Annotated in this window: 22 protein-coding genes and 3 tRNA genes; 11 read left to right on the top strand and 14 right to left on the bottom strand. The window is 48.4% G+C overall.

What is annotated here, in order from left to right:
• Positions 1-22: 22 nt before the first annotated feature.
• The 3 genes from IE094_RS02160 to guaA all read right to left on the bottom strand — a co-directional run bounded on the left by IE094_RS02160 (position 23) and on the right by guaA (position 3483).
• Complete coding sequence (locus tag IE094_RS02160; protein WP_189638918.1) at positions 23-883, bottom strand: ATPase; 861 nt, start codon at positions 881-883, stop codon at positions 23-25.
• Positions 884-969: 86 nt separating this feature from the next.
• A complete protein-coding gene (locus IE094_RS02155) occupies positions 970-1857 on the bottom strand; it encodes a DMT family transporter (protein ID WP_229801964.1) in 888 nt (295 codons plus the stop codon).
• Between the two features lie 66 nt (positions 1858-1923).
• Entirely contained in the window at positions 1924-3483 is a 1560-nt protein-coding gene (gene guaA / locus IE094_RS02150; RefSeq protein WP_189638917.1) for a glutamine-hydrolyzing GMP synthase, read from the bottom strand.
• A gap of 190 nt (positions 3484-3673) precedes the next feature.
• Between guaA and IE094_RS02145 the strand changes: the two genes are divergently transcribed.
• Entirely contained in the window at positions 3674-5218 is a 1545-nt protein-coding gene (locus IE094_RS02145; protein ID WP_189638916.1) for a trimethylamine methyltransferase family protein, read from the top strand.
• Positions 5219-5224: 6 nt separating this feature from the next.
• Here IE094_RS02145 and IE094_RS02140 read toward each other — a convergent pair whose 3' ends face one another.
• Complete coding sequence (locus tag IE094_RS02140) at positions 5225-5521, bottom strand: DUF6477 family protein (RefSeq protein ID WP_189638915.1); 297 nt, start codon at positions 5519-5521, stop codon at positions 5225-5227.
• Positions 5522-5720: 199 nt separating this feature from the next.
• Between IE094_RS02140 and IE094_RS02135 the strand changes: the two genes are divergently transcribed.
• The gene (locus tag IE094_RS02135) at positions 5721-6833 is read left to right on the top strand and encodes a DUF6456 domain-containing protein (RefSeq protein ID WP_229801963.1); all 1113 of its coding nucleotides are present in this window, start codon (positions 5721-5723) and stop codon (positions 6831-6833) included.
• Here the strand turns inward: IE094_RS02135 and tpiA are convergent.
• The 4 genes from tpiA to rimK form a co-directional block, all read right to left on the bottom strand.
• Positions 6830-7579 (bottom strand): triose-phosphate isomerase, encoded by a 750-nt coding sequence (gene tpiA / locus IE094_RS02130; protein ID WP_189638914.1) that lies wholly within the window; start codon positions 7577-7579, stop codon positions 6830-6832. The two genes, IE094_RS02135 and tpiA, sit on opposite strands and share 4 nt — an antisense overlap.
• The gene (locus IE094_RS02125) at positions 7579-7929 is read right to left on the bottom strand and encodes a HesB/IscA family protein (RefSeq protein ID WP_189638913.1); all 351 of its coding nucleotides are present in this window, start codon (positions 7927-7929) and stop codon (positions 7579-7581) included. The genes tpiA and IE094_RS02125 overlap by 1 nt, the downstream gene beginning before the upstream one ends.
• Positions 7929-8294, bottom strand: a complete 366-nt coding sequence (locus IE094_RS02120) for a DUF59 domain-containing protein (protein ID WP_099594047.1) — start codon at positions 8292-8294, stop codon at positions 7929-7931. The genes IE094_RS02125 and IE094_RS02120 overlap by 1 nt, the downstream gene beginning before the upstream one ends.
• 82 nt (positions 8295-8376) lie before the next feature.
• Positions 8377-9774, bottom strand: a complete 1398-nt coding sequence (gene rimK / locus IE094_RS02115; RefSeq protein WP_189638912.1) for a 30S ribosomal protein S6--L-glutamate ligase — start codon at positions 9772-9774, stop codon at positions 8377-8379.
• 63 nt (positions 9775-9837) lie between these two features.
• Between rimK and tgt the strand changes: the two genes are divergently transcribed.
• The 4 genes from tgt to IE094_RS02095 all read left to right on the top strand — a co-directional run bounded on the left by tgt (position 9838) and on the right by IE094_RS02095 (position 14073).
• Entirely contained in the window at positions 9838-10968 is a 1131-nt protein-coding gene (tgt, locus tag IE094_RS02110) for a tRNA guanosine(34) transglycosylase Tgt (RefSeq protein ID WP_189638911.1), read from the top strand.
• Positions 10969-11197: 229 nt separating this feature from the next.
• Complete coding sequence (gene lon, locus IE094_RS02105) at positions 11198-13603, top strand: endopeptidase La (RefSeq protein WP_189638910.1); 2406 nt, start codon at positions 11198-11200, stop codon at positions 13601-13603.
• A 71-nt stretch (positions 13604-13674) separates the two neighbouring features.
• Positions 13675-13962, top strand: a complete 288-nt coding sequence (locus IE094_RS02100) for an HU family DNA-binding protein (protein ID WP_189638909.1) — start codon at positions 13675-13677, stop codon at positions 13960-13962.
• A 35-nt stretch (positions 13963-13997) separates the two neighbouring features.
• Positions 13998-14073: transfer RNA gene (locus tag IE094_RS02095), tRNA-Val, on the top strand.
• Between the two features lie 668 nt (positions 14074-14741).
• On the opposite strand, the gene IE094_RS02090 is transcribed toward IE094_RS02095, so the two are convergent.
• Complete coding sequence (locus IE094_RS02090; RefSeq protein WP_189638908.1) at positions 14742-15185, bottom strand: hypothetical protein; 444 nt, start codon at positions 15183-15185, stop codon at positions 14742-14744.
• 111 nt (positions 15186-15296) lie between these two features.
• Positions 15297-17474, bottom strand: coding sequence for a fused MFS/spermidine synthase (locus IE094_RS02085; RefSeq protein WP_189638907.1), 2178 nt, complete (start codon positions 17472-17474; stop codon positions 15297-15299).
• A 152-nt stretch (positions 17475-17626) separates the two neighbouring features.
• On the opposite strand from IE094_RS02085, the gene IE094_RS02080 reads away from it, so the two are divergent.
• Together IE094_RS02080 and IE094_RS02075 are read left to right on the top strand one after the other, a co-directional pair.
• A tRNA-Asp gene (locus IE094_RS02080) sits at positions 17627-17703 on the top strand.
• 26 nt (positions 17704-17729) lie between these two features.
• Positions 17730-17806 (top strand) — tRNA-Asp (locus IE094_RS02075).
• A gap of 12 nt (positions 17807-17818) precedes the next feature.
• Here IE094_RS02075 and IE094_RS02070 read toward each other — a convergent pair.
• Positions 17819-18283 (bottom strand): MaoC family dehydratase, encoded by a 465-nt coding sequence (locus tag IE094_RS02070; RefSeq protein WP_189638906.1) that lies wholly within the window; start codon positions 18281-18283, stop codon positions 17819-17821.
• Positions 18284-18421: 138 nt separating this feature from the next.
• Between IE094_RS02070 and IE094_RS02065 the strand changes: the two genes are divergently transcribed.
• Genes IE094_RS02065 through IE094_RS02055 form a run of 3 tightly spaced genes read left to right on the top strand, consistent with a single transcriptional unit; the run spans position 18422 to position 20851 of the window.
• Complete coding sequence (locus IE094_RS02065) at positions 18422-19156, top strand: transporter substrate-binding domain-containing protein (RefSeq protein WP_189638905.1); 735 nt, start codon at positions 18422-18424, stop codon at positions 19154-19156.
• Between the two features lie 39 nt (positions 19157-19195).
• Positions 19196-20056 carry an ABC transporter permease gene (locus IE094_RS02060; protein WP_189638904.1) on the top strand — a complete coding sequence of 287 codons (861 nt, stop codon included), beginning with the start codon at positions 19196-19198 and terminating at the stop codon, positions 20054-20056.
• Positions 20057-20851, top strand: a complete 795-nt coding sequence (locus IE094_RS02055; RefSeq protein WP_189638903.1) for an ABC transporter permease — start codon at positions 20057-20059, stop codon at positions 20849-20851.
• Here the strand turns inward: IE094_RS02055 and IE094_RS02050 are convergent.
• From IE094_RS02050 to IE094_RS02040, 3 genes are read right to left on the bottom strand one after another with little or no spacing between them, the layout of a single operon-like run.
• A complete protein-coding gene (locus tag IE094_RS02050) occupies positions 20848-23508 on the bottom strand; it encodes a sensor histidine kinase (RefSeq protein WP_189638902.1) in 2661 nt (886 codons plus the stop codon). The genes IE094_RS02055 and IE094_RS02050 overlap by 4 nt on opposite strands.
• On the bottom strand, positions 23508-23759 hold the full coding sequence (locus IE094_RS02045; protein ID WP_189638901.1) for a hypothetical protein: 252 nt from the start codon (positions 23757-23759) through the stop codon (positions 23508-23510). The genes IE094_RS02050 and IE094_RS02045 overlap by 1 nt, the downstream gene beginning before the upstream one ends.
• Entirely contained in the window at positions 23756-24124 is a 369-nt protein-coding gene (locus IE094_RS02040) for a response regulator transcription factor (RefSeq protein ID WP_189638900.1), read from the bottom strand. Before IE094_RS02040 ends, IE094_RS02045 begins: the two co-directional genes overlap by 4 nt.
• Positions 24125-24161 lie beyond the last annotated feature (37 nt).

Below are 24161 nucleotides of genomic sequence, written 5' to 3'. Positions count from 1 at the left end.
TTCTTGAAATTTAGCGCGGTGATTAACGCGCTTCAAGTGCAGCAGACACAACAGCAGAAAAATCCTCGCAATTGTGAACATTTGCGATGTCTTTGGCATTAACCCGAACACCCCAGTTTTTTGCAATCTGTGCATAGCGGGGCAGGCGGTTTTCCAATAATTTTTGATATCCCCACAAGATAAAATCATCGGGGTTTACATCGTCTGGCGCCACCGACTTTTCGGACAGATAGTTTTTCCAACAATCGAGCAAGAATTCTTCTTGGTAATACATCGGCTTGGGTGCTTTGGCGAAACGTTCAACCAATACATCCGTATGGCCCGATCCACCGTCGATCCAGATCGGAAGGACGTGATCAGATAACAATGACATGACCGGATCGTTTTTATCGTTTGGATCAACCACCTCGACCACGGAACCCGATGTGTCACAAACGAAGTTGTCGTAATCATAAAGCTCTTTTGCGCGGTGAATAAAATGAACCGTGTCCTTCATCGCATTGATTTCTGCATCACGATGTAACCGCTGGCGGCGCAAATATTCATCAAACGCGATGCCACCCTTGGCTGTATCACCGGGTTTACCCAGATATGTAGACAGGGGTGAAAGATCGGAAAATTTCATATTGGCTGCGATGTAAATCGCATCGGATCGCAACAATTCCGCCAAGAACGGATTGCGCATGGCCTCTTTCTTGAAATTATCGGCAATATGTTCGCCCATATAACGTGTGCCAATACGATAATCGACGCTGTAATGAAACCAACTGCCTTGGTCGCGCAAAATCTGGCTGATGTGAGTTTTCCCAAGACCAGACATGCCAAACAGCATGACGCGTTTGGATTTTGATTGGTTCCAATCATTGGCTGTTTCATAAATCATCACGAGTCTCGTTTGTTTTTTACTCAATAACCAATTTTTGTGGGGCAATTCAAACGGATTGCGCAGATGTTAAAAAACAGCCGCCTTTATGCCACGGCGCGTTTTTTGCGGTTTTCATCCCAGATATTGATATAATTGGATGCAAATATGATAATCGCACCGATCACAACCCAGATTTCAAGCGCTTCATTGTAAAACACCGCACCGACCACCGCGATTAACGGCAGACGGGTAAAATCAACGGGCATCACCACAGTTGCGGGCGCAAGGCGCAATGCCGTGGTCAAACAGAAATGCGCAAACAATCCACCAAATCCGACAATGAAAACCCACAGAATGCTACGCGCGGCGGGCAGGGCGATATCACCGTCATAGCCTGCGCAAATCACACCAAACGCCAATTGCATCACGGTGAGCCAAAATAAAATACAGGTGATGGTTTGGGTGCGGGTTAAAATTTTCGTAAAAATCGCAGATCCAGCAAAGCCAAGAGCACAAAGAGCAGCGGCAATAATCCCCGGTGATATGCCTGCCGCCCATGGGCGTGTGACGATTAATATACCAATAAATCCTGTAAAAACAGATAGGATACGCATCGAAGTTAATCTTTCCGCTAACAACAACGGTGCGGCCAGAGTAACCCAAATTGGGACCGAAAATTCAAATGCGAAAAGCTGTGCAAATGGAATTAAAGTGATTGCAAAAAACCACAGGTTTTGTCCGGTGAAATGGCAAATATTGCGGGTAAAATGCAGGCCCAGCCGATCATGTTTGATTTGACCCAGTGTTCCAAAGTAGCGGGCACAGATCAAAACGATCACCACACCAATCAGTGAGCGATACATCATGATTTCAAATGTATCCAGATCAAGGCTCATTTCGCGACCAGCCACCGCCATCGCGCTAAATGAAACAACAGACCCCATCATCCACAGGGCGGCCTTGAGTGTATCGGAAAGGGGCATTTGACGCATTCTTTAGAAAATTATTTGCGCCAGATTAGCGGTGATCGATGAATTTACAACCCATCAATCAATGCATTATTCCCATTCAATCGTGCCCGGAGGTTTTGATGTGATATCATAGGTGACGCGATTGATGCCTTCGACCTCGTTAATGATACGTGTTGCGGTTTCGCCCAAGAATTCATGACTAAACGGATAATAATCCGCTGTCATACCATCCACGGATGTAACCGCACGCAATGCACAGGCAAAATCATATGTGCGCCCATCGCCCATGACGCCAACTGTGCGCACAGGCAGAATGGCAACGAACGCTTGCCAAATATCGTCATAAAGCCCGTGTTTGCGGATTTGGTCGATATATACAGCATCGGTACGGCGCAGGATTTCCAATTTGTCACGGGTAATTTCACCGGGACAACGAATGGCAAGCCCTGGCCCTGGGAACGGGTGGCGACCAACGAAACTGGGCGGCAGGCCAAGTTCAACACCCAATGCGCGAACCTCGTCTTTGAACAATTCACGAAGCGGTTCAACCAGCTTCATATCCATTTTTTCAGGCAGGCCGCCAACATTATGATGGCTTTTGATTGTCACCGATGGTCCACCAGAAAAGCTAACGCTTTCAATGACATCTGGGTACAATGTGCCTTGGGCAAGGAATTTTGCATTGATCGGGCGGGCATGTTTATCAAAGACATCAATGAACAGTTTGCCAATGATTTTGCGTTTGGTTTCAGGATCTGATTGACCATCCAATTCGCCAAGGAACAATTCTTGTTCCTCTGCGTGAATCAATTTCATATTGTAATGGTCGCGGAACATCGTGACCACTTCTTCGGCTTCGCCCATGCGCAGCAATCCGTGATCCACAAACACACATGTCAATTGATCGCCAATTGCCTCGTGTAACAACACAGCAGCGACCGAACTGTCCACGCCACCTGACAGGCCACAAATCACCTGTTCATCGCCAACCTGTTCGCGAATGGCGGCAATCGCTTGTTCGCGATATGCACCCATCGTCCAATCACCGGTGAAACCCGCGATGCGAACGAAATTTTCGTATAACATTGCGCCGTTGGGGGTGTGGTGAACCTCTGGGTGGAATTGCACGGCGTAAAATTTGCGTTTCAAATCGGCAGTAACCGCAAACGGTGCATTTGGCGATGTGCCATAAACCGCAAACCCATCTGCAATTTTGGAAACGTGATCGCCGTGGCTCATCCAGACTTGTTCTTTGTCTGTGGCAAACCAACCTTGTAAAATGTCCAACTTATCAGCGGTTGGAGTTACATAGGCGCGGCCAAATTCGGCGGTGCCGTGGCCACGTTCAACTGTACCACCCAATTGATGCATCATCACCTGTTGGCCATAACAAATGCCCAAGATTGGTAAACCCAGTTCAAACAGCACATCAGGCGCGCGTGGGCTGTCCTTGTCGATGACGGAGGATGGACCACCCGACAGGATGACGGCCTTTGGGTCAAATTCACGCAGAAATTTTTCGTCAACATTGTTGAACGGATGAATTTCGCAATAAACGTTTAATTCGCGCAAGCGCCGCGCAATAAGCTGCGTTACTTGGCTGCCAAAATCGATGATAAGAAGGCGTTCATGTGATTGTGTGCTCATGCCCGCAGGGTTTAGGCGAGGGGGTGGATTCGCGCAAGTGCAATCGCGGCCATGCGTAAAACAACCGCACAGAAATCGACATCGCGACAGATCAAATGTCGCAAGTGGAATATAGTTGCCGAATTTGCATGTCCCAAATCCCTATTATAAAGGCTATGACTGTGCCAGATAATTCCAAAAGGTTCCAAAGATGACCGAAACAGCATCCCCAAGACGCCGCGCACGCGGTGGCGGCGCCGCACGGCGCGCAGAACGTAGCGCCGTTGTGATTGAAACCGCACGTTTCATCGAACGCAATATTCCAAATTTCGAAGTGTTGAATGATGATGCATTGGACATCATCCTCAATAACGCCGAAAAAGTGTTGGAAGAAATCGGAGTGAATTTCCCCGATAATCCATCAGCGTTGGAAAAATGGGCTGCAGCAGGTGCGAATATCGACGGTGATCGTGTCCGCATTCCACGTGGTTTGGCACGCAAGTTAATTTCAACCGCACCAGCAAAATTCACACAACATGCGCGCAACCCTGAAAAATCTGTTGAAATTGGCGGCAATACAATGGTGCTCGCACCTGTTTATGGCCCGCCCTTTATTCGCGACCAAGACGGCGGACGTCGTTACGCCACGATTGATGATTTTCAAAAGCTGGTCAAACTGACCTATATGTCCAAATGGTTGCACCACTCGGGTGGTACGGTGTGCGAACCCACCGATATTGCGGTGAATAAACGCCATTTGGATATGCTTTATGCGCATATGAAATATTCCGATAAGCCATTTATGGGATCGGTCACTGCGCCCGAACGTGCACAAGATTCGGTTAATATGTGCAACATCCTGTTTGGTGAAGAATTTGTGCAAAACAATACGGTGATGACATCATTGATCAACGTCAATTCCCCGATGGTGTTTGACGATATCATGATGGGCGCAATGGAGGTTTACGCCGAAAATAATCAGGCCTGTATCCTGTCCCCGTTTATCGTGGGCGGTGCGATGGCTCCAGTTTCCGTTGCTGGGACATTGACACAGGTGATGGCAGAGGCATTGGCGGGCGTTGCCTATAATCAGCTTTGCCGTGCAGGGGCACCTGTTATTATGGGTGCATTTGTAACATCAATCGATATGAATTCAGGCGCGCCAACATTTGGCACACCAGAGGCATCTAAAATTCTATACGGTGCAGGGCAATTGGCCCGTAAGTTGGGCTTACCTTTCCGCTCTGGCGGTGGTTTGTGTGGATCAAAGCTACCCGATGCGCAGGCGGCATATGAAACGGCCAATACGTTGAACGCGGCTTTGCTGGGTGGGGTTAATTTTTGTTTGCACGCAGCGGGCTGGTTGGAAGGTGGACTTGTCGCATCGCCAGAAAAACTGGTGATGGACGCGGATCAATTGGGCGTTTTACATTCGATCGCCAAAGGCATTGATATGTCCGAAGAAGCCCAAGCCATGGGTGCAATCGAAGAAGTTGGACCAGGTGGGCATTATCTGGGCTGTGCACATACCCAAGCCAATTTCAAAAACGCTTTTTGGCGTTCAAACGTGTTGGATTATCGCCCCTATGAAACATGGGCCGAGGATGGTGAAAAGGATACGTTCACGCTCGCCAATGCGCGAGTGAAACAGTTGCTGGCCGATTACCAGCAACCACCGCTTGATCCCGCGATTGATGCCGCATTGGTTGATTATATCGAAACGCGAAAGGCATCTGAAAAAGACGCCTTTGGCTGATCAATACTATACGGCCGCATTGTGTTGCTGTTTTGGCAACAGGTTCATTTCCGCCAATAATGCGGTCAGAACCGAAATATGCTCAATAATGCTGTAAGAGGCTGCGCCAGAAATGCGCGCGGCCTCTAGCGCCGATTCCCGTATCATCAGATCCTCTTTTGCGCCGCCCTCCACTGGCAGGCGGTTCACCTTGAGCAGGCGTTTCAAATCCTTGTCACGTACGTATTTCTGCATTCCGATACGTGCGGCGCGAACCAATATTTTTGGGCGAAAGATGTGTTGATATACTTGTTGAATAGTCACGATTGTCTCCTTGTTCGTGCCACTACTGTTGCACGGAATTTACAACCGTTGCGGGAATTCGAGATTCAGCGAACGCAGAATATTCAATTTATTTAAATGTTTAGGCAAAAATTAACTAATCAAAAATGTTAACACAATCTTTAGATTTCAATCAAAGGTTGTTTCAGTAATAAATGATTAACCACCGTTGGGGAAAATTGTGAACGGATCAAGGGTGCATGTCACTGCGAATAAAATACTGGGTGAACAAGCAGATTGTTTGTCCACGAACCTGTATCTTGCGCATACTGTACTGGGGCGTAGTCTGCGAAGCCTTGCCCAAGAAATGGGCGTGCATCCATCAACAGTTATGCGTCGTGTGCGCCGCATAGAAGAATTGCGCGATGATCCATTGGTTGATGAATATCTTGAACATGCTGAAACACCACAAATGGTTGATTTCCTGAAGGAAAGACTTGGGAAAACTATGACAACCACGACAAATACAATTGCGAATAAAAAAGTATCAGCCGAAGACATTCGTGTATTGCGCCGCATGTGCGAAGCGGGCGCATTTATGGCGATTTCACCAAAATTGGAAAATGGTGCGATCTTGCGCAAATCTGGCACAGGGCAGCCCACAAAAACCGCTGTCGTTTCGCGTGACTTGGCCCAAAAAATGACGGTTTGTGATTGGATTAAATGCACGAAAAACGGGGCTGTGCATGTTTATCATGTGACCGAATCTGGCCGTGGGGCGCTGCGCCGTGCACTGTCTGAAAAGCCACATTCAGGTGATGGTTTTGCCGAGGCACAAACACCATTTGCCGCCCAACACCGCGAATTTGGTGACAAAAACATTTTTGACACTGCCACGGGACGCATTACCAAAAAGCGTGTTAATTTACGTGAAAGCCCGCTTACGATGCTTGCGCGTAAAAAGGATTCAAATGGGGAACGGTTTTTATCCGCCGAATTGTTACAAGCGGGTGAACGTTTACGCGAAGATTTCGAATTATCGCAAATGGGGCCGCGGATCGCACAAAATTGGGATCGGTTTTTAACCGGAAGTGATCGCGGCGCGTTTAACAGTGCGGGGGTTGGTGGATCGGACGCCGCCGCGAAACGCTTGCGCGACGCGTTGTCGGCACTTGGCACAGGGCTTGGCGATATTGCATTGCGCTGTTGTTGTTATCTGGAAGGGTTGGAAGTGGCGGAAAAACGCATGGGGTGGTCGGCGCGATCAGGTAAAATCGTGCTGCGCATCGCCTTGCAACGATTGCGCCGCCATTACGAAGAAGAATACGGTGAAATGAACCGCAAAATCGGTTAAGCGTTGCTCAGCGCATCCACGATTTGTGCAAAATCTGCTGCCTTTAGGGATGCGCCGCCCACCAAACCGCCGTCGACATTGGACACAGTTGCAATTTCGGCGGCATTTTTGGGGTTCATCGAACCACCATATAAAACACGCACCGAACGCCCGACACCTTCGCCAAAGCGGCGCTCAAGACGCGCGCGAATGAAATCATGCACTTCGCCAATTTGATCAAGGGTTGGCGTTAATCCCGTGCCAATCGCCCATACGGGTTCATAGGCCACAACCAATGTTTCCGCCGTGGCCTTGTCTGGAATGGATGTGGCCAGCTGACCACCGATAATATCAAGTGTGTTGGATGCTTCGCGTTGTTCCAGTGTTTCACCAACACACACAATCGCTGTTAATCCTGCAGCCCATGCAGCACGGGTTTTATCACGTACACAAGCATCCGATTCACGGTGATCTGCACGGCGTTCTGAATGGCCAAGGATCACATATTTTCCACCCGCATCAACGATCATATCAGCGGAAATTTCACCCGTATGCGCACCAGTTTCATTGGCATGACAATCCTGTGCGCCGATATTAATTGCTGATTTATCAGCGACTTGCGCAGCAGAGTTAATTAACGTTGCAGGTGTGCATAGTAACACATCGCAATTGGGTTGGCCGATCAATTCTGCAAGGGCTGCAATTTCACCAAGGCTCGATTGCAATCCGTTCATCTTCCAATTGCCAGCGGCCAGTTTTTTGCGCATTACATACCTTCGAATTTGATTGATTCACCACAGCCACAGGCCTCGGTTACGTTGGGGTTGTTGAATTTGAAACCAGATTCCAACAATGACACTTCGTAATCGATTTCGGTGCCAAACAGGAACATTTGTGCCATGGGGGCGATCATCACCTTGGCCCCATTATGTTCAACCATTTCATCGTTTGGATCAACGGCATCGACATATTCCATGGTGTATTCCATGCCAGCACAGCCGCCTTTTTTCACGCCAACGCGCAGGCCTTTTTTGTCGCCATCACCCATCAGTTTTACAATCTGATTGGCGGCGCGGTCTGTGATGCTGATGGCTTGTTTTCCGGGGATACCAAACATTACATAAATCCTAGCTCTAATCGGGCCTCGTCGGACATCATATCCATGCCCCATTGAGGTTCCCAAACCAGTGACACGCTGACCGATTGCACACCAGGAATCGGTTCAACGGCCTCTTCAACCCAGCCGGGCATTTCGCCTGCAACTGGGCAACCGGGCGCGGTGAGGGACATCAATATATCTACCGCACCATCGGCGTTGATTTCAATGGTGTAAATCAATCCCAAATCAAAGATATTCACAGGGATTTCAGGGTCATGCACTGTTCGGCATGCCTCGCAAATCGCATCATACAATGGGTGATCCGTCGTTGATGGCTTTATCAACGGGGTACCTTCCATCAGGGGGGCTGTTTCACTGGTCATATCAACGTCTTTCTTGAATTCCTGACTCTTCTTATATGGATTGGTGCTGGCACTGTCCATAAGCGGGACATATCAATTCCGATCAACTTTTGCGGCGCGGAGCGGCGGGGCGGACGGATTTTTCGATGTGATCGTAAACTTTACCCGCTACATTTAATTTGGATGCTTTTTCCATTCCTTCAAGACCCGGGGATGAATTTACCTCTAATACCTTGGGGCCATCGTGCGAGCGTAACAGATCAACACCCGCGAAATTTAGCCCCATTGCCTTGGCTGCACGCACGGCGGTTTCGCGTTCTTCTTTGGTTATTTTCACCTTCGCAGCGGTGCCGCCTTGGTGCAGGTTAGATCGAAATTCACCCGCGGCGGCGGTGCGTTTGATGGATGAAACCACCTTGCCGCCGATCACCATGCAACGCACATCTTCGCCTGCGGCCTCTTTTACAAAATGTTGGACCAAAAAATCGGCCTTTAGCCCGCGAAAGGCGGAAATCACCGATTCTGCGGCCTTGGGCGTTTCGGCCAAAACCACGCCTTTGCCTTGTGTACTTTCGAGCAATTTGACGATCAATGGCGTTGACCCCGCCAATGTCACCAAATTTTTGGTGTCCTTGGGGGATGATGCAAATGCGGTTGTTGGCATGCCGATTTTGTAACGTGCCAGCAGTTGATGCGCATATAATTTGTCGCGCGATGCTGTGATGGCCTCTGATCCATTCACGCAATAGGTTCCAATGGTTTCAAACTGGCGCACCACGGCGGTGCCATATGCGGTGATAGATGCGCCAATACGTGGAATCACGGCATCGTAATGGGGTAACTTTTTACCATCATAATGAATTTCAGGCGCTAATGTGCGGATATTCATATAACAGCGCGATGTATCAATGGTTTCCACAACGTGATCGCGACGTTCGCCTTCTTCGATCAGACGACCTGTGGAATAATTATCGGGCTCACGCGTTAAAATCGCAATTCGCAGCGGACGTTTGGCCGCCGCAGGGCGTTGAGACGATTTATAGAGATCATAGCTCAGCTTTGGTTGAATAAAGCTCTCTGATGGGTTCACCACGATATCATCGCCTAATGCTTGGCGACCCAGCAACATGCGATACGCCATATTGGCGCGATCGGTCAGAGTGATTTCGATGGGGCGTTTATGATCGCCGATCTGCATATTTGTGCGCACAACATAGCGTAGTTCGGATTCACCGTTCGAACTGGTCACATCGCGTCGATCAATGACATCGGCGGAACAAATAACCTCTAAATCATCGCGCCCCGGGATTGGTTGAATAACAAATCGAACGCGTGGCTTTGACGCTGTTCCAAAAGGTTCGATATTAAACGCATGAAGCGCGGATGTACGTGCGCCTGTATCAATCTTGGCCTTCAACGCGGGCAAACCCAAATCGGGCAGGGCAAGCCATTCTTCCCAGCCCAATGCCAATTCATCATGCTGATTTTCGCCATGTGCCATCGTATTTCCCCCAATTTGGTGTTTTTCGCTTGAAATCATCAACTGGTTCTCTAGGGAAGCAGCATGTCAAAATCATTTTCTTTTCATATATCCGCAAATGATGGTCGCGCAAGGACTGGAATCGTTTCTACCCCAAAGGGCGATATTCGCACGCCTGCGTTCATGCCTGTGGGCACTGCCGCGACGGTCAAGGCGATGATGCCTGAAAATGTACGCGCAACAGGTGCTGATATTTTGTTGGGCAATACATATCATTTAATGCTGCGCCCGGGTGCCGAACGCATTCACAATCTGGGTGGTTTGCACAAATTCATGAATTGGGATCGCCCGATTTTGACGGATTCTGGCGGGTTTCAGGTGATGAGCCTGACCGATTTGCGCAAATTGACGGAAGAGGGCGTAAAATTCCGAAGCCACATTGATGGCACTGAATATAACCTGACGCCAGAGCGCAGTATGGAGATTCAACGTTTGTTGGGATCCGACATTGTCATGTGTTTCGATGAATGCCCCGCATTACCCGCAGATCGCGCACGGATAAATGAATCGATGCAATTGTCGATGCGTTGGGCGCAGCGTTCGCGCGATGCATTTGGTGATCGCCCAGGCTATGCGCTGTTTGGGATTCAACAGGGCGGGCTGGAACAGGATTTTCGCGAAGAAAGCGCGGAAGCCTTGGAAAAAATCGGCTTTGATGGTTATGCCATTGGTGGATTGGCCGTGGGCGAAGGACAGGATGCCATGTTTGGCGTGCTTGATTATGCCCCAAACCAATTGCCCGTTGAAAAACCACGTTATTTGATGGGCGTTGGCAAACCAGACGACATCGTTGGCGCGGTACAGCGCGGCGTAGATATGTTTGATTGCGTATTGCCAAGCAGATCAGGGCGCACAGGGCAGGCATTGACCCGTCACGGTGCGGTCAATTTGCGCAATGCACGTCACAAGGATGACTTACGCCCGTTGGATGAAAATTGCACATGTCCCGCATGTTCCAATTATTCCCGCGCTTATTTGCACCATGTGCACAAGGCAGGAGAGATTATCGGGTCGATGTTATTAACATGGCACAACCTGCATTATTATCAGGAATTGATGCAAGGGCTGCGCGATGCGATTGCCGCGGGTCAATTGGATGCGTTTGTGGCACAATTTCATGCAACTCGCGCTCAGGGCGATATCGATCCACTCTAAATTGAGCGATGCCAAAAAACGCTGTGGAAAACCCGTAAACGCGCATTGTTCTCGGTTTTGTTTTCTGTAATAGTGATTGCGAAATTTGTTTTTCATCTTTTTGTGATGTGCCGTGCGCTTGACAGTTTTTGATTGGATGACCAATTTCTAAGAACCTTAACAGGAGAAATATGACGTTGCCGGATAATCTGGGACGCTGAATTTCTTGCTAATATAAAAGGACGTTAAAATGACTGACGCGAGCAGCGTAACCTATCCCGTATTGCCATTGCGCGACATCGTCGTGTTTCCACATATGATCGTGCCATTATTCGTTGGGCGCGAAAAATCTGTACGCGCACTAGAAGCTGTGATGGAAGACAACAAAGAAATCGTGTTGTCGTCACAAATTGACCCATCCGAAGACGAACCAACATCCGAGAGCATTTATCAAATCGGCGTGGTCGCGACCGTTTTGCAATTGCTAAAACTGCCCGATGGCACCGTAAAGGTGTTGGTCGAGGGTAAAGAACGCGTACGCATTACCGAATATCTGGATAATGACGATTATTTCGAAGCCAACGCAGAGGTGTTGACAGAACACCGCGGCGATGAAGACACAATCGAAGCATTGTCACGTTCTGTGAGTGCTGAATTTGATCGCTATTCCAAGCTGAACAAAAATGTCCCTGAAGAAGCGTTAAAAGCGGTTGATGAAAGCGATAGCGCCGAAATTCTGGCCGATACGGTTGCTGGGCATTTGTCCATCCGTGTGGATCAAAAACAAGAATTGCTGGAAACGCTGGATTTGGCCGAGCGTCTGGAAACCATTTATGGTTTGATGCAGGGCGAAATGTCTGTCCTGAAGGTCGAGAAAAAGATCAAAAGCCGTGTGAAAAACCAGATGGAACGCACACAGCGCGAATGTTATTTGAATGAGCAAATGAAGGCCATTCAAAAAGAGTTGGGCGATAGCGAGGGCGGTGGCCAAGATGAAACCGCCGAGCTGGAAGCGAAAATCAGCGAAACCAAACTGTCCAAAGAGGCCAAAGAAAAGGCCGAAGCCGAATTGAAAAAGCTGCGCAACATGTCACCCATGTCCGCAGAGGCAACAGTTGTGCGCAATTACCTTGATTGGATGCTGTCCATTCCGTGGAACAAAAAATCCCGCGTGAAAAAGGATTTGAACAAGGCGCAAACAGTGCTGGATACAGATCACTATGGTCTGGAAAAGGTCAAAGAGCGCATCGTGGAATATTTGGCTGTGCAACAACGCTCAACCAAATTGAAAGGTCCGATCATGTGTTTGGTTGGCCCTCCCGGTGTTGGTAAAACATCGCTTGGTAAATCGGTTGCGCGTGCAACGGGGCGTGAATTTATCCGTATTTCCCTTGGTGGGGTGCGTGATGAATCCGAAATCCGTGGTCACCGTCGGACATATATTGGTTCCATGCCTGGTAAAATCATCCAAGCGATGAAAAAGGCGAAAACCAATAATCCGCTGATCTTGCTCGATGAAATCGACAAGATGGGCCAAGATCACCGCGGCGATCCCGCGTCTGCCTTGCTCGAGGTATTGGATCCAGAACAAAACGGCACATTTGTCGATCACTATTTAGAGGTTGAATATGATCTCTCGAACGTGATGTTCCTGACCACATCCAACAGCTATAACATCCCAGGTCCATTGCTGGATCGGATGGAAGTGATCGCATTGTCTGGCTACACAGAGGACGAAAAGCAAGAGATTGCGAAACGTCACCTGTTGGAAAAACAGATGAAAAACCATGGATTACGCAAAGGTGAATTTGAATTGACCGATGGTGCGTTACTGGACGTTGTACGCCGTTACACCCGCGAGGCGGGTGTGCGGAACTTGGAACGTGAAATTGCAAAACTCTGCCGCAAGGCGGTGACGAAAATTGTAAAAGGTACGGACAAAGCTGTGAAAATCACCGCCAAGAACCTAGAAGATTTCTTGGGCGTGAAACGGTTTAAATTCGGTCTGGCCGAAGAAACCGATCAGGTGGGCGTGGTCACTGGTTTGGCTTATACCAGCGTCGGTGGTGAATTATTGTCGATCGAGGCATTGAAACTGCCCGGTAAAGGGCGGATGAAAACCACAGGTAAGCTTGGCGATGTGATGAAAGAAAGCATCGAGGCCGCATCATCATATGTGCGTTCGATCTCACCGAAAATTGGTGTCAAACCACCCGTGTTTGAAAAGATCGACATTCACGTACACGTCCCCGAAGGTGCAACACCAAAAGACGGCCCATCAGCGGGCGTTGGCATGGTGACATCAATCGTGTCGGTGTTGACGGGCATTCCTGTTCGCAAAGATATCGCCATGACGGGCGAGGTGACATTGCGCGGGAATGTTTTGCCGATTGGTGGGCTCAAGGAAAAATTGCTGGCGGCATTGCGCGGTGGTGTGAAAACCGTGTTGATCCCAAAGGACAATCAAAAAGACCTGCCAGACATTCCTGACAATGTGAAAGCGGGGCTGGAAATCATCCCTGTATCATCCGTGTCAGAAGTGTTGAAACACGCATTGATCCGCGCACCAGAAGCCATTGATTGGGACGAGGCCGCAGAAGAAGCCGCCGCCGCATCCAAATTGGCAGAGGCACAACGCGCTTCATTGGCACATTAATCGTCTCGATTAACCAAATTCTAAAACAAAGCGGGCATTCCTAGGGGTGCCCGTTTTTTTATGGAGTATCCATGTCACTTGATTCACCAGAACCAGTCATCATTCGCAAACGCGATTTGTTCGAGGCCGTGGTATTGCAAACAGGGGTGCGCAAAGGCGAGGTGCGCGAAGTGATCGAAGCCATGCTTGAAAAACTGCATCTCGCCCTTGAAAACAACGCCGAAATTCATGTGCCGCCATTGGGACGGATCAAACCAATTCTGCGCGAAACCGACGATGGGCCGCGTGTAATTTATAAACTACATTTGATGAAAACAGAAAATCAAAAAAACTGTGAAAAAGCGCAAAACAGCCCTTGATGCCCGCGCAAACAACGTCTAAACACCGCGACACAGGGTGATTAGCTCAGTTGGTAGAGCGCTTCGTTTACACCGAAGATGTCAGGAGTTCGAGTCTCTTATCACCCACCATTTCCTCTCTTTATATCGACCGTTTCAATTTGGCTCTGCCATCATGTGAAATCTCGTCGCGATCAATTTGACAACGTGCAGGTTTGTTCTTGGGATATCTCGACTATTTTGAAAGGCAGCTTTGAGCCCATATGGACTGATGCTGCACCCTTTATTAAAGTCGGCTTTGAACAGAAAATAACGCCCGGAGGTGATAAGTGGGGTCACCAGAAGAACAAAGAGTGCATTGCCATCAGCATGGTCCAACCAAACCAGCTTATGCGTGTTGTCATTCCATCGTCTCATTGCGCGAGGGCAGCAAACGCGGACTAATATTCCATAGAGACGAAGATGGGGAATACAATGGGTGGTGTGATGAGTGCGACAAATTTCTTATGAGCCACGGTGAAGAGTGGAATGACGAGACGCAAGGATTTGCGAAGATTGGCCTTCTTTGTGAGGTCTGTTTTGAACGACTAATTGAAATGAACAAAGATTCTTAAAACGGACCTTGGCGCAGCCGCAGCGAATTGGCGCTTTGTCCCCAGAGCAGTCATTGATCGAGTGTAAAAATTTTGAAAACTTTCGTGCAATCAAGCATTTACTTAGTCGCATTTGCACCTTCTGATCGAACGTCAGATGTATCCTAAAACCGTCCAGACGCCGATGCATCTGGGCGTAAGTTGGAACTAGTCCCAATATTTATTACGGCGCGATTCAAATCTGAAACGATCGGAAGCTTTGATGGGGCCCGTCGCCTTGGTATAGGCGCAGTTTGCTTTGGTTTTTGGTAAATTTTTGGCCGTACGCGCGTTTGAGAAAAAACGCAAACCGTTCAGAATATTTTCGCCGTTCAGGGTTAGATACGTGCCGGTAAGCGCTTGGTTGTTAAAGTTAGCGGTAATTGCGCCTTTGAGGTAACCCGCGCCGCATAAAATAATTTGGCCGTTGTGCTCCGTTACAAATACCTTTGCGATGTAATTGCCGCTACTGCCCCAATTAATGCCCCAGTCTGAAAATGATTCACTGACCGTTACTTTTCCCGCCTTTTGGCCTTGTTTCGCCGCAAACCCAGGCGTAATCGCCAAACCCAAAACCGCAGATGATAGGGCGATTGTTTTCAAAATACTCATTCTTGATTCCTTATATTGATGCATGCAACCTATCGGGTGATTTGGCGTGGTAACACGCCTCGGTTGCGAAAATCAGGTGCCGTTGCGCGATACCAACAGGTGTATGAACCGCTAGCGCAAAGTGGATAACAAATTGCTGTAATCATCCGTCCACAGGTGTCTGTAATTGGAAATTAACGGGCGCCATTTGTCGTCTTTGATAAAACGATTAATGGCGATTTGATTGCGGGCAAATACAGTAACGGCGGATGCTTGATCTGCGTTGTCGTCCTTTGTTTCTGGGATATGGTTTGTTCCAAGCGCGATCAATCCCAATTCGGATGCAATTTTTGACAAGGGTTTTTGTAATGCAAAATATCGGTTGGAAATATGCATAACCAATACGCCGTTGTCGTTCATATGCGACAGATACAATTCGATCGCTTCTTTCGTGATTAAATGCACCGGGATGGCATCAGAGCTGAACGCATCAATCAACAAGATATCGAAATTCTTGGGGGCCTGTTTGGCCAAAACCAAACGCGCATCACCGATATGCGTTGGAATGTCGGGTGCGCATTGATCCATAAAGTTAAATAATTTTGGATCACGCGCAATGTCATCAACCACGGGGTCAATTTCATAGAGATCCCATTTCTGATGATCTTGGCGATAACAGGTTAGCGAACCAACACCCAATCCAACAATTCCGATGGATGTGGTATCTGGCGTTTGCGCTGCCTGCATAATCCGCCCCATGGGGCCGTTGGGATGATAATATGTGAGCGGGGTGGGGCGCGTCCCGTGTTCGGATATACGCTCTGCACCGTGTAATGTGGTGCCATTTAGATATTTGCGAATACCGTCCTCTTCCAAAATGCGATGCACGCCAAAGACGCTTCTGCTTTGATAAATATGGTTTGATTGAGTGGCGAAGTAAGTCACCAAGATAAAAAGTGCCAACGATATCGCCGTTTGCCACTCTTTGTTTTTTAAGATGAAAATCAAAAGAAAGCCGACAAATGTAACGGCAATCAGATTGGGTTGTGCCAAGGTTCCCCTGATTAGGGATGGCAACAACAATGCCACGCTAATTGCGATCACCGCGAAAATGATCGCACGGATAAAATCGTTTTGTGTGGGTTTGGTTTTTCCAGTCCAGATCAAAATGCTGGCCGCGGCGATTACGATGGGGACCTCGTGAATATCGTTAAACATGTGTGTTGCGATGATCGAGTTGAAAAAACCACCCATCGCCCCGCCAAGTGACATGAAAATATAAAATTGGGTCAGATGGTTTTCGCTTGGGCGCGCATCATACAGCCGTTTGTGTGCAATGATTGCCAGTACAAAAAACGTAGCAATCAGAATTGTAAAATTGGTCCAGCCAACGGCGGAGATACCCTCGATACGTGTGGCAAACAGCAAAAATATCAAACAGGCGGGGATTAATACCGCTTGGCGTTGTTGCGAAATAAATCGTTTTCCTGAAAACGCGATGATGAACGACACCAGATAAAGCGCGAGCGGAATAATCCAAACCAGCGGGAAGGATCCGATATCTGCACTGATTTTTGATGTGACGGCCAGCATTAACGACGATGGAATCGCGGCAAGAATTATCCAATATAATCGTTGTAAATTATTAGGCGCTGCCCCCAACGGCGCCGCATCGACTGATTTTGAGATAACGATGTTGTTTTGTCTGGCTAAACGTCCCGACCAAAACAGCATCCCGCCCAGAATCACAAAACCCGCTGCCCAGATCAGTCCGATCATACGCGCCCCAAGTAATGGTTCGCCGATCAATGGAAAGGCAAGCAATGCTATCAATGACCCAAGATTTGATGCGCTATAGAGAAAATAGGGGTCATCGGCAGATGGTCCGCCGCTGCGTGAATACCATTTTTGAATCAGTGGTGCGTTTGCGGAAAGAACCGCAAAGGGCAATCCGACCCCAGTTGCAAATATTAACAATGTGTTTGTTGTGCTGATGGTGCTGGTATCGGCGATCCAGTTTGATTTCACGCTAAGTGGTACAAACAAAAGCGCCACCGCCCAAAGTCCAATATGCAAGGCGATTTGCCAAAAAACAGACAGGTATTTCGTGCTCAGATGGGCGTAAATATAGCCCAACAACAATACCGTTTGAAAAAATAACATCGCCGTTGTCCAAACAGATGATGACCCGCCGACAAAGGGCAACACGAGCTTTGCGAACAATGGCTGAACAAAGAAAAGCAATCCCGCGGAGAGGAATATAGTAGGGATAAAAACGATTTGTGAAATATGTGGGCGCGGTAATGCCATGAATCGAATTCCACTTCTGTTTCGCTGCTTTGGCGTCAAAATATCGGGGAAATATGGTTTGAAAATGGCTGGAAAACAAACTTAATTTAAAAAGGTGCTTTGAACCGCTTGACGACACTTACCACGCGCCCTACAAGGCCTCCACTTAGTGTGCGGTTGTAGCTCAGTTGGTTAGAGTGCCGGCCTGTCACGCCGGAGGTCGCGGGTTCGAGCCCCGTCAACCGCGCCACTAAGAAAAATGGTTGCATCGCAATTGCGGTTGTAGCTCAGTTGGTTAGAGTGCCGGCCTGTCACGCCGGAGGTCGCGGGTTCGAGCCCCGTCAACCGCGCCATTTTTCAAAATTTCAAAACGTGTATAACGCCAAAGACTTCGCCATTAAGGCGGGGGTTTTGACGTTTTCGATTTGCATTGTCACATCAAATTCAAACAAATATTGGCCCTTGCGCCGTTCGATGATGCTGTCCAACCCCACGTTTGCGCGTATGCGTGCGTTCGCTGTGACGGGATGTAAAAAACGAACGCGGTTTAAACCGTAATTAATCTGTGCTTGTGCATCTTTGGGGACGGGGGCAACCTGATTTATCATATGGGTCAATAGCGCGAGTGTAAGGTATCCATGTGCAATCGTTCCTCCAAACGGTGTTTCCGATTTTGCGCGTGCATCATCAAGGTGGATAAACTGATGATCCAGCGTCACATCGGCAAAGGCATTGATTCTTGATTGATCCATTTGAAACCAATCAGAAACCCCCAGTGGTTTTCCGATCAGTGTTTGATATGCCTCTAAATCCAGCTGTTGTGGTGACATTTTAGCGCCTTTCGTTGAATTGGAATGAAACAGGCTTTGTTTACGTAACGCAAGGGGACATGCGGGATTCAATTCGATTGATTCCTTTGGCGAAACGTCTAATCTCTCTCTTTAGATTCGAAATACAGGGAGAGTATTATGATTTTGAAATCACTTGGCACCACACTTGGTGTAATGGCGTTGACTGCAACAGTGGCAATGTCCGATACCGTTCGCATGGGTACAGAGGGCGCATACCCTCCCTATAACTTTGTGAATGACAAAGGCGAAATTGACGGGTTCGAACGCGAAGTTGGTGACGAACTGTGCGCACGCGCAGAATTGGAATGTGTCTGGGTGAAAAACGAGTGGGATTCAATCATTCCAAACCTTGTTTCTGGTAACTATGACACAATCATCGCTGGTATGAGCATCACCGAAGAGCGTGACGCCGTGATCGATTTTTCTGATGCATATTTCCCATCTGATCCATCTGCATATGTTGGTTTGGCTGGTGCCGATCCTGCGTTGATCAATGGTGTGGTTGCTGCACAGATCAACACGATCCAAGCAAGCCATGTTGCGTCAAGCGGTGCACAATTGATGGAATTTGCATCTCCTGACGAAACCGTTGCAGCGGTTCGCAATGGTCAGGCCGACACGGCATTGGCCGACAAAGCATTCTGGGAACCAATCGTTGCTGAAAGCGGTGGCGAGCTGGAATTCATCGGCGAAGACATCGTTCTGGGTGACGGTATCGGTGTGGGTGTGCGCGAAAGCGATGGCGAGCTGAAAGGCAAGCTCAACACAGCGATCGCATCAATGAAGGCTGATGGCACATTGAATGCAATGATCAAAAAATGGTTCGGTGAAGACGCCGCTATGTTTGAATAATTGGTCTGGGGCGTTTTTTAACGCCCCATTCATTTTATAATGTTTGAATATTGTACTGACCCAAAATCACTGGAAACGTTCCAGTGGTTTTCTTGTTATCTGACAACGCCAAAGCACATGTCGATGTATTACAGCCTGTTTACGGTTGTTGCATTGATTTTGCTGACGGCGCCGTTTGGTTTGATGTTTGGATTTATGGGGGCGTTTGCGAGCCGATCCAAAAACATGATCGTCCGCATTTTGGGCAAGGGTTACACATCCATTGTGCGCGGTGTTCCTGACATCGTGTTTTTCCTGTTTGTGCCGATCGCATTGGACCAAGCAATCGAATTTATCCGCCATAAAACGCTGTGCTGGGATGTGACCGAACCGATCTGGCGCGGCAATGATTTTGTGGTCTGTCGTGCCGCAAAAATGCCGCTGAGCGATGCTGCCGTTTGGACGCATGACGTATATGGCTTTCTGCTTGCAGTGGTGGCATTTGCATTTGTATTTGGTGCGTTTTGTTCAAATGTATTGGCAGGTGCGCTCAAATCTGTTCCGCGTGGCCAAATCGAGGCAGGGCGATCAATGGGGCTTGGTGAACGTCAAATTCGCCGCTTGATCGAAGTACCACAAATGTGGATCTATGCATTGCCGGGACTGTCCAACCTATGGCAATTATTGATTAAATCAACGCCGTTGTTATTCTTGCTTGGTGTCGAAGACCTTGTTTATTGGGCACGCGAATTGGGTGGATCAAAAACCAGCGCATATGCCTATAGCCATGCTGATTGGCGCTTGGCTTATTTTACCGTTTTGTTGTTGTTTTACTTGTTGGTAACGTCGATTTCACAACGTGGATTTGAACGTATGCGCAAACGCTTGGCGCGTGGCCAGAATTTTTCAGGAGCATCCTAAATGACCTGTGGCGAGGCGATATCAGCCTATCTTTTCCGCGCGATTGGTGTTGGCGAACGCCTGTTACCAAGCAATGACATTGGCATTTGTGAACAGGTAATTTTGATCGGTTCTGGTGTGATGTGGAATATATATTTCGCATTATTCGCGGTAATCTTTGGATTTTTTGCGGCAACTGCGTTGGCGCTTGGGAAATTTGACGGTGGTAAATACACCCAAAAATTCTGCGCGTTTTTTATCTATTTTTTCCGTGGCACACCATTGTTTATTCAGTTCTTTTTCGCATATGAACTGTTCGTTTTGTTGCCACGTCTGTCCATTGATATCCCGCTTGGGTTTACCACAATCACCGCAGAAACACGTTGGTTTACCCGCGCATGGTTGGGGGCCGCAATTGTATTGTTCCTGAATACCGCTGCATATTCTGCCGAAATATTCTACGGGGCGTTGCGTGCCATTCCACGCGGAGAGGTAGAGGCGGGTGCCGCACTTGGCCTGTCGCGCTGGCAACGGTTTCGTCTAATCATCTGGCCAACGATGTTACGCCTTGCATGGCCGTCATATACGAACGAGGCAATATTTCTGTTTCACGCGACAACGCTGGTGTATTTTTCGTCCTTCCCTGCATGGCAACAAAAAGGGGATGCGTTGTATTACGCCAATTATTTTGCGGAAAAAACATTTAACCCGTTTGTCGCATATCCCATTGTGGCCGCATATTTCATCGCCGTGACATTGTGTTTGATATTCCTATTTGGGCGAGTAAACAAACGCCTGACGCGTCATATATTTTAGCGCGGCAAGGTGACCACAAAAACCGCACCATCATCATTTGGAACACAACGCAGCGATCCGCCAAGGTTTTTCATAATTTCTTGGCTGATCGGCAAGCCCAATCCCACGCTGCCAGATGGGCTGTTTGATGACAGTTGAATAAACTTTTCAAAAATCATTGCGTGATCTTGTGTTGGGATGCCGGGGCCATCGTCGGAAAAAATGATGTCGACATCGCCGTCATTTAGGCGACATTCGATGGTCAACGTAGGGGTGTCCTTGTCCGAATATTTTACAGAGTTGGTGATTAGATTGATAAACACCTGCGACAAGCGATCTGTGTCAGTTTCGATAACAGCATTCAGCGCGTCGCCATGATATGAAATTTTTGCGCCTGCCTGTGTTACGATTTGCTGCGTTGATTTCAGCACGCGTTCCACCACACCGGAAACCTGCACCCGCCGCTTGGTTAATTGCAAACGCCCGCTTTCAAGAAAGCTGAGATCCAAAATTTCATCCAACAGATGCGTCAATCGCTGGCTTTCGTCATTAATAACGGATGAAAAATGTTTAAGTGTCTGACGATCAAGGTTTTCACTGTTGTGCAAAATTTCCGAAAACGAGCGGATGGATGTCATTGGCGTGCGTAATTCATGGCTGACTTTGCTTAAAAAGTCATCCTTTTGACGGCCAAGTTTCGTCAGCTTTGTATTGGCGGCGCGCAATTCTTCTGCGGTTTTCTTTAACACTTTGGATTGGTCTTCTAGGCGTGCGGAATATTCCAATACCTGTGCAGTTTCGTCTGCGACAGCGATCAAATCTTCTACGGAAATTGCTTCGCTTGCGATGGCTTGGCCGATCATCGCATGTGCCGTGGCCGCCCCCACAGAGCCTGCGAAATTGCGTTCCAATGTTTCCATGAACTTGGTTGTGATGTGGGGCAAGCCTTCCATTCTGCCTTGTAGTTTTGCGTGTTCTGCAAACAATTTTTTTGCATCGTGGCGCCCTAAAATACGTTGGGCGAGGATATATAATTCCTCTGGTGTGGCGGCGGACTCAATGGGGCGTGGGTTGGTTGGTTGTCCGTAAACATTGATAAATTGTTGCGCCTGTACGCGTTCCAATGGTCGCGGTGATGTGGACAATGACACCACAACAAAGGCAAGCGTATTGGCAAAAATAGACCAGAACACAGCGTGGATCAACGGATCCGAAATTGAAATGCCAAACAGTGCTTGTGGACGCAGTGCGGAAATCCCAAAGGGGCCGTGAATGATTGTGCTCTCGGTCAAGACGAAACCGCCCGCAAAGCTTGGTAAAAATAGCGTATATGCCCAAACTGCAAATCCCACGCTGATCCCAAAAAATGCGCCCATCCGTGTGGCGTTGCGCCAGAACAGGCCACCAACCAGTGCTGGTAATACCTGTGCCACTCCCAAAAATGCGATATATCCGATGGATGCCAACGCGGATCGCCCACCTGTGAGGATGAAATACAAATATCCCAAGCCTAAAATCACGGCGATGCTGATCCGACGCGATCGTAACAATACCATACGAATGTCATCGCTTTCGGGGATGCGACGGCGAAATGTGTAGAGCCATAGCGGTAGAACGATATGGTTTGATATCATTGTGGATAGTGCGATCGCCGCAACAATCACCATTGATGTGGCTGATGAAAAGCCGCCCAAAAATGCAAATGCGGCCAAGCCTGCGCGATTTTCGGACAGCGGAATGGTTAAAACAAATAAATCAGGGTTTGATCCTTCGGGCAGGATATTCAACCCGGTGACAGCAATGGGCACCACGAAAATGCACATTAAAAACAAATACATCGGGAATGCCCAGCTGGCGGTGGCCAAGTGGCGTTCTGCTGCGTTTTCAACCACGACTACTTGAAACATGCGCGGCAAACAGATGATTGCCGTCGCCGACAAAAATGTAAGCGTCACCCAGCGCGGTGAAAATATGCCCGTTGTCTGGGGCAGGCGCTGTTCCATTAATGCCAGCGTTTCCGATGGTCCACCAGTCACGCCCCACACCACAAACACACCCACGGCAATCAGGGCGGCGAGTTTGACAATCGCCTCGATTGCGATGGCGGTGACAACGCCGTGGTGGCGTTCATTTGCATCCAGATTGCGCGTGCCAAACACGATAGTAAACGCGGCCAAGCCAAGCGCGATTAACAATGCGGTAACTGCGGGGCTGACGTCTGCGGGGGAACCTTGGGTAAATACGGTAAAGCTGAGCGTGAGCGATTGCAATTGCAACGCGATATACGGCGTGGAGCCAACCACCGCCAAGATGGTTACCAAGACACCCAAAAGGTTACTTTTCCCATAGCGAGATGAAATCAAATCGGCGATGGATGTAATGCGTTGCGTGCGCCCAATACGCACCAATTTTCGCAAAAACCACCACCAGCCAATGAACACCAATGTTGGGCCTAAATAGATGGTTAAAAATTCCAAACCGTTGCGCGCAGCCGACCCAACCGCGCCATAAAATGTCCACGCCGTGCAATAAACAGAAATGGACAAGGTATAAACGAAGGGGGATTCGATGAACCCCATCTTACCCTGTTTCGCCCGCGTTTCCGCCAATGCCGCGATGCCAAATAAACAGGCGACATACAGCAACGATATGGTGACAATTAGGTTAAAGCTTAGCATTATTCATCCGCCACTTCGCTGACCAAAAAGCGTGACAAGATGAACGCACAAATGATCAACGCCGCCCATGTGCCAAAGATATATGCCAACAAACCAAGCTTGTTTGGGCCATCCGATGTGAGCGTGAATGCATTGATCATCGGGGTGAGCAACAGGCAAATGCCAAGTGCCAAAATGCCCAAGGATAGTTCGGACAGTTTGCGCCGTCGGCGGCGTTTTTCGATTTGTCGCTGTCCGTTAACTTTGTTCATGATTTCAATAGGTTAAGAACACTTTCGACCAGTTCACTATTGGCGAAAGGTTTGGTCATAAATTGGCTGGCACCTGCGGTTTCTGCCGCTGCGCGATCCTTTTTCTGTCCCTTGGCGGTTAACATCAATACGGGTAAATCCGCTAGGTTTTCAGAGCCGCGAATATCCTCCAGTATTTTCATGCCTGATACATTGGGTAACATCAAATCCAGTATAACCAAATCGGGTTTGGTTTTTTGGATAAACGCAACAGAGCCTGCACCATCGTTGAATGACGATACGCGCAATCCCTCGCGTTCCAACAGGAATGTCAAAGCCTCGACAATGAATGGTTCATCTTCGATGATTGTAACGGATTTTGCCAACAGTCCCTCCCAAGATGCAGCGGGGACAAATTAGCGA

The organism is Paramylibacter ulvae, assembly GCF_014652655.1.
Taxonomy (GTDB): Bacteria; Pseudomonadota; Alphaproteobacteria; order Rhodobacterales; family Rhodobacteraceae; genus Amylibacter; species Amylibacter ulvae.
Note: the sequence above shows the minus strand (reverse complement) of the source record. Positions and strands in the feature narration are given on the sequence as shown.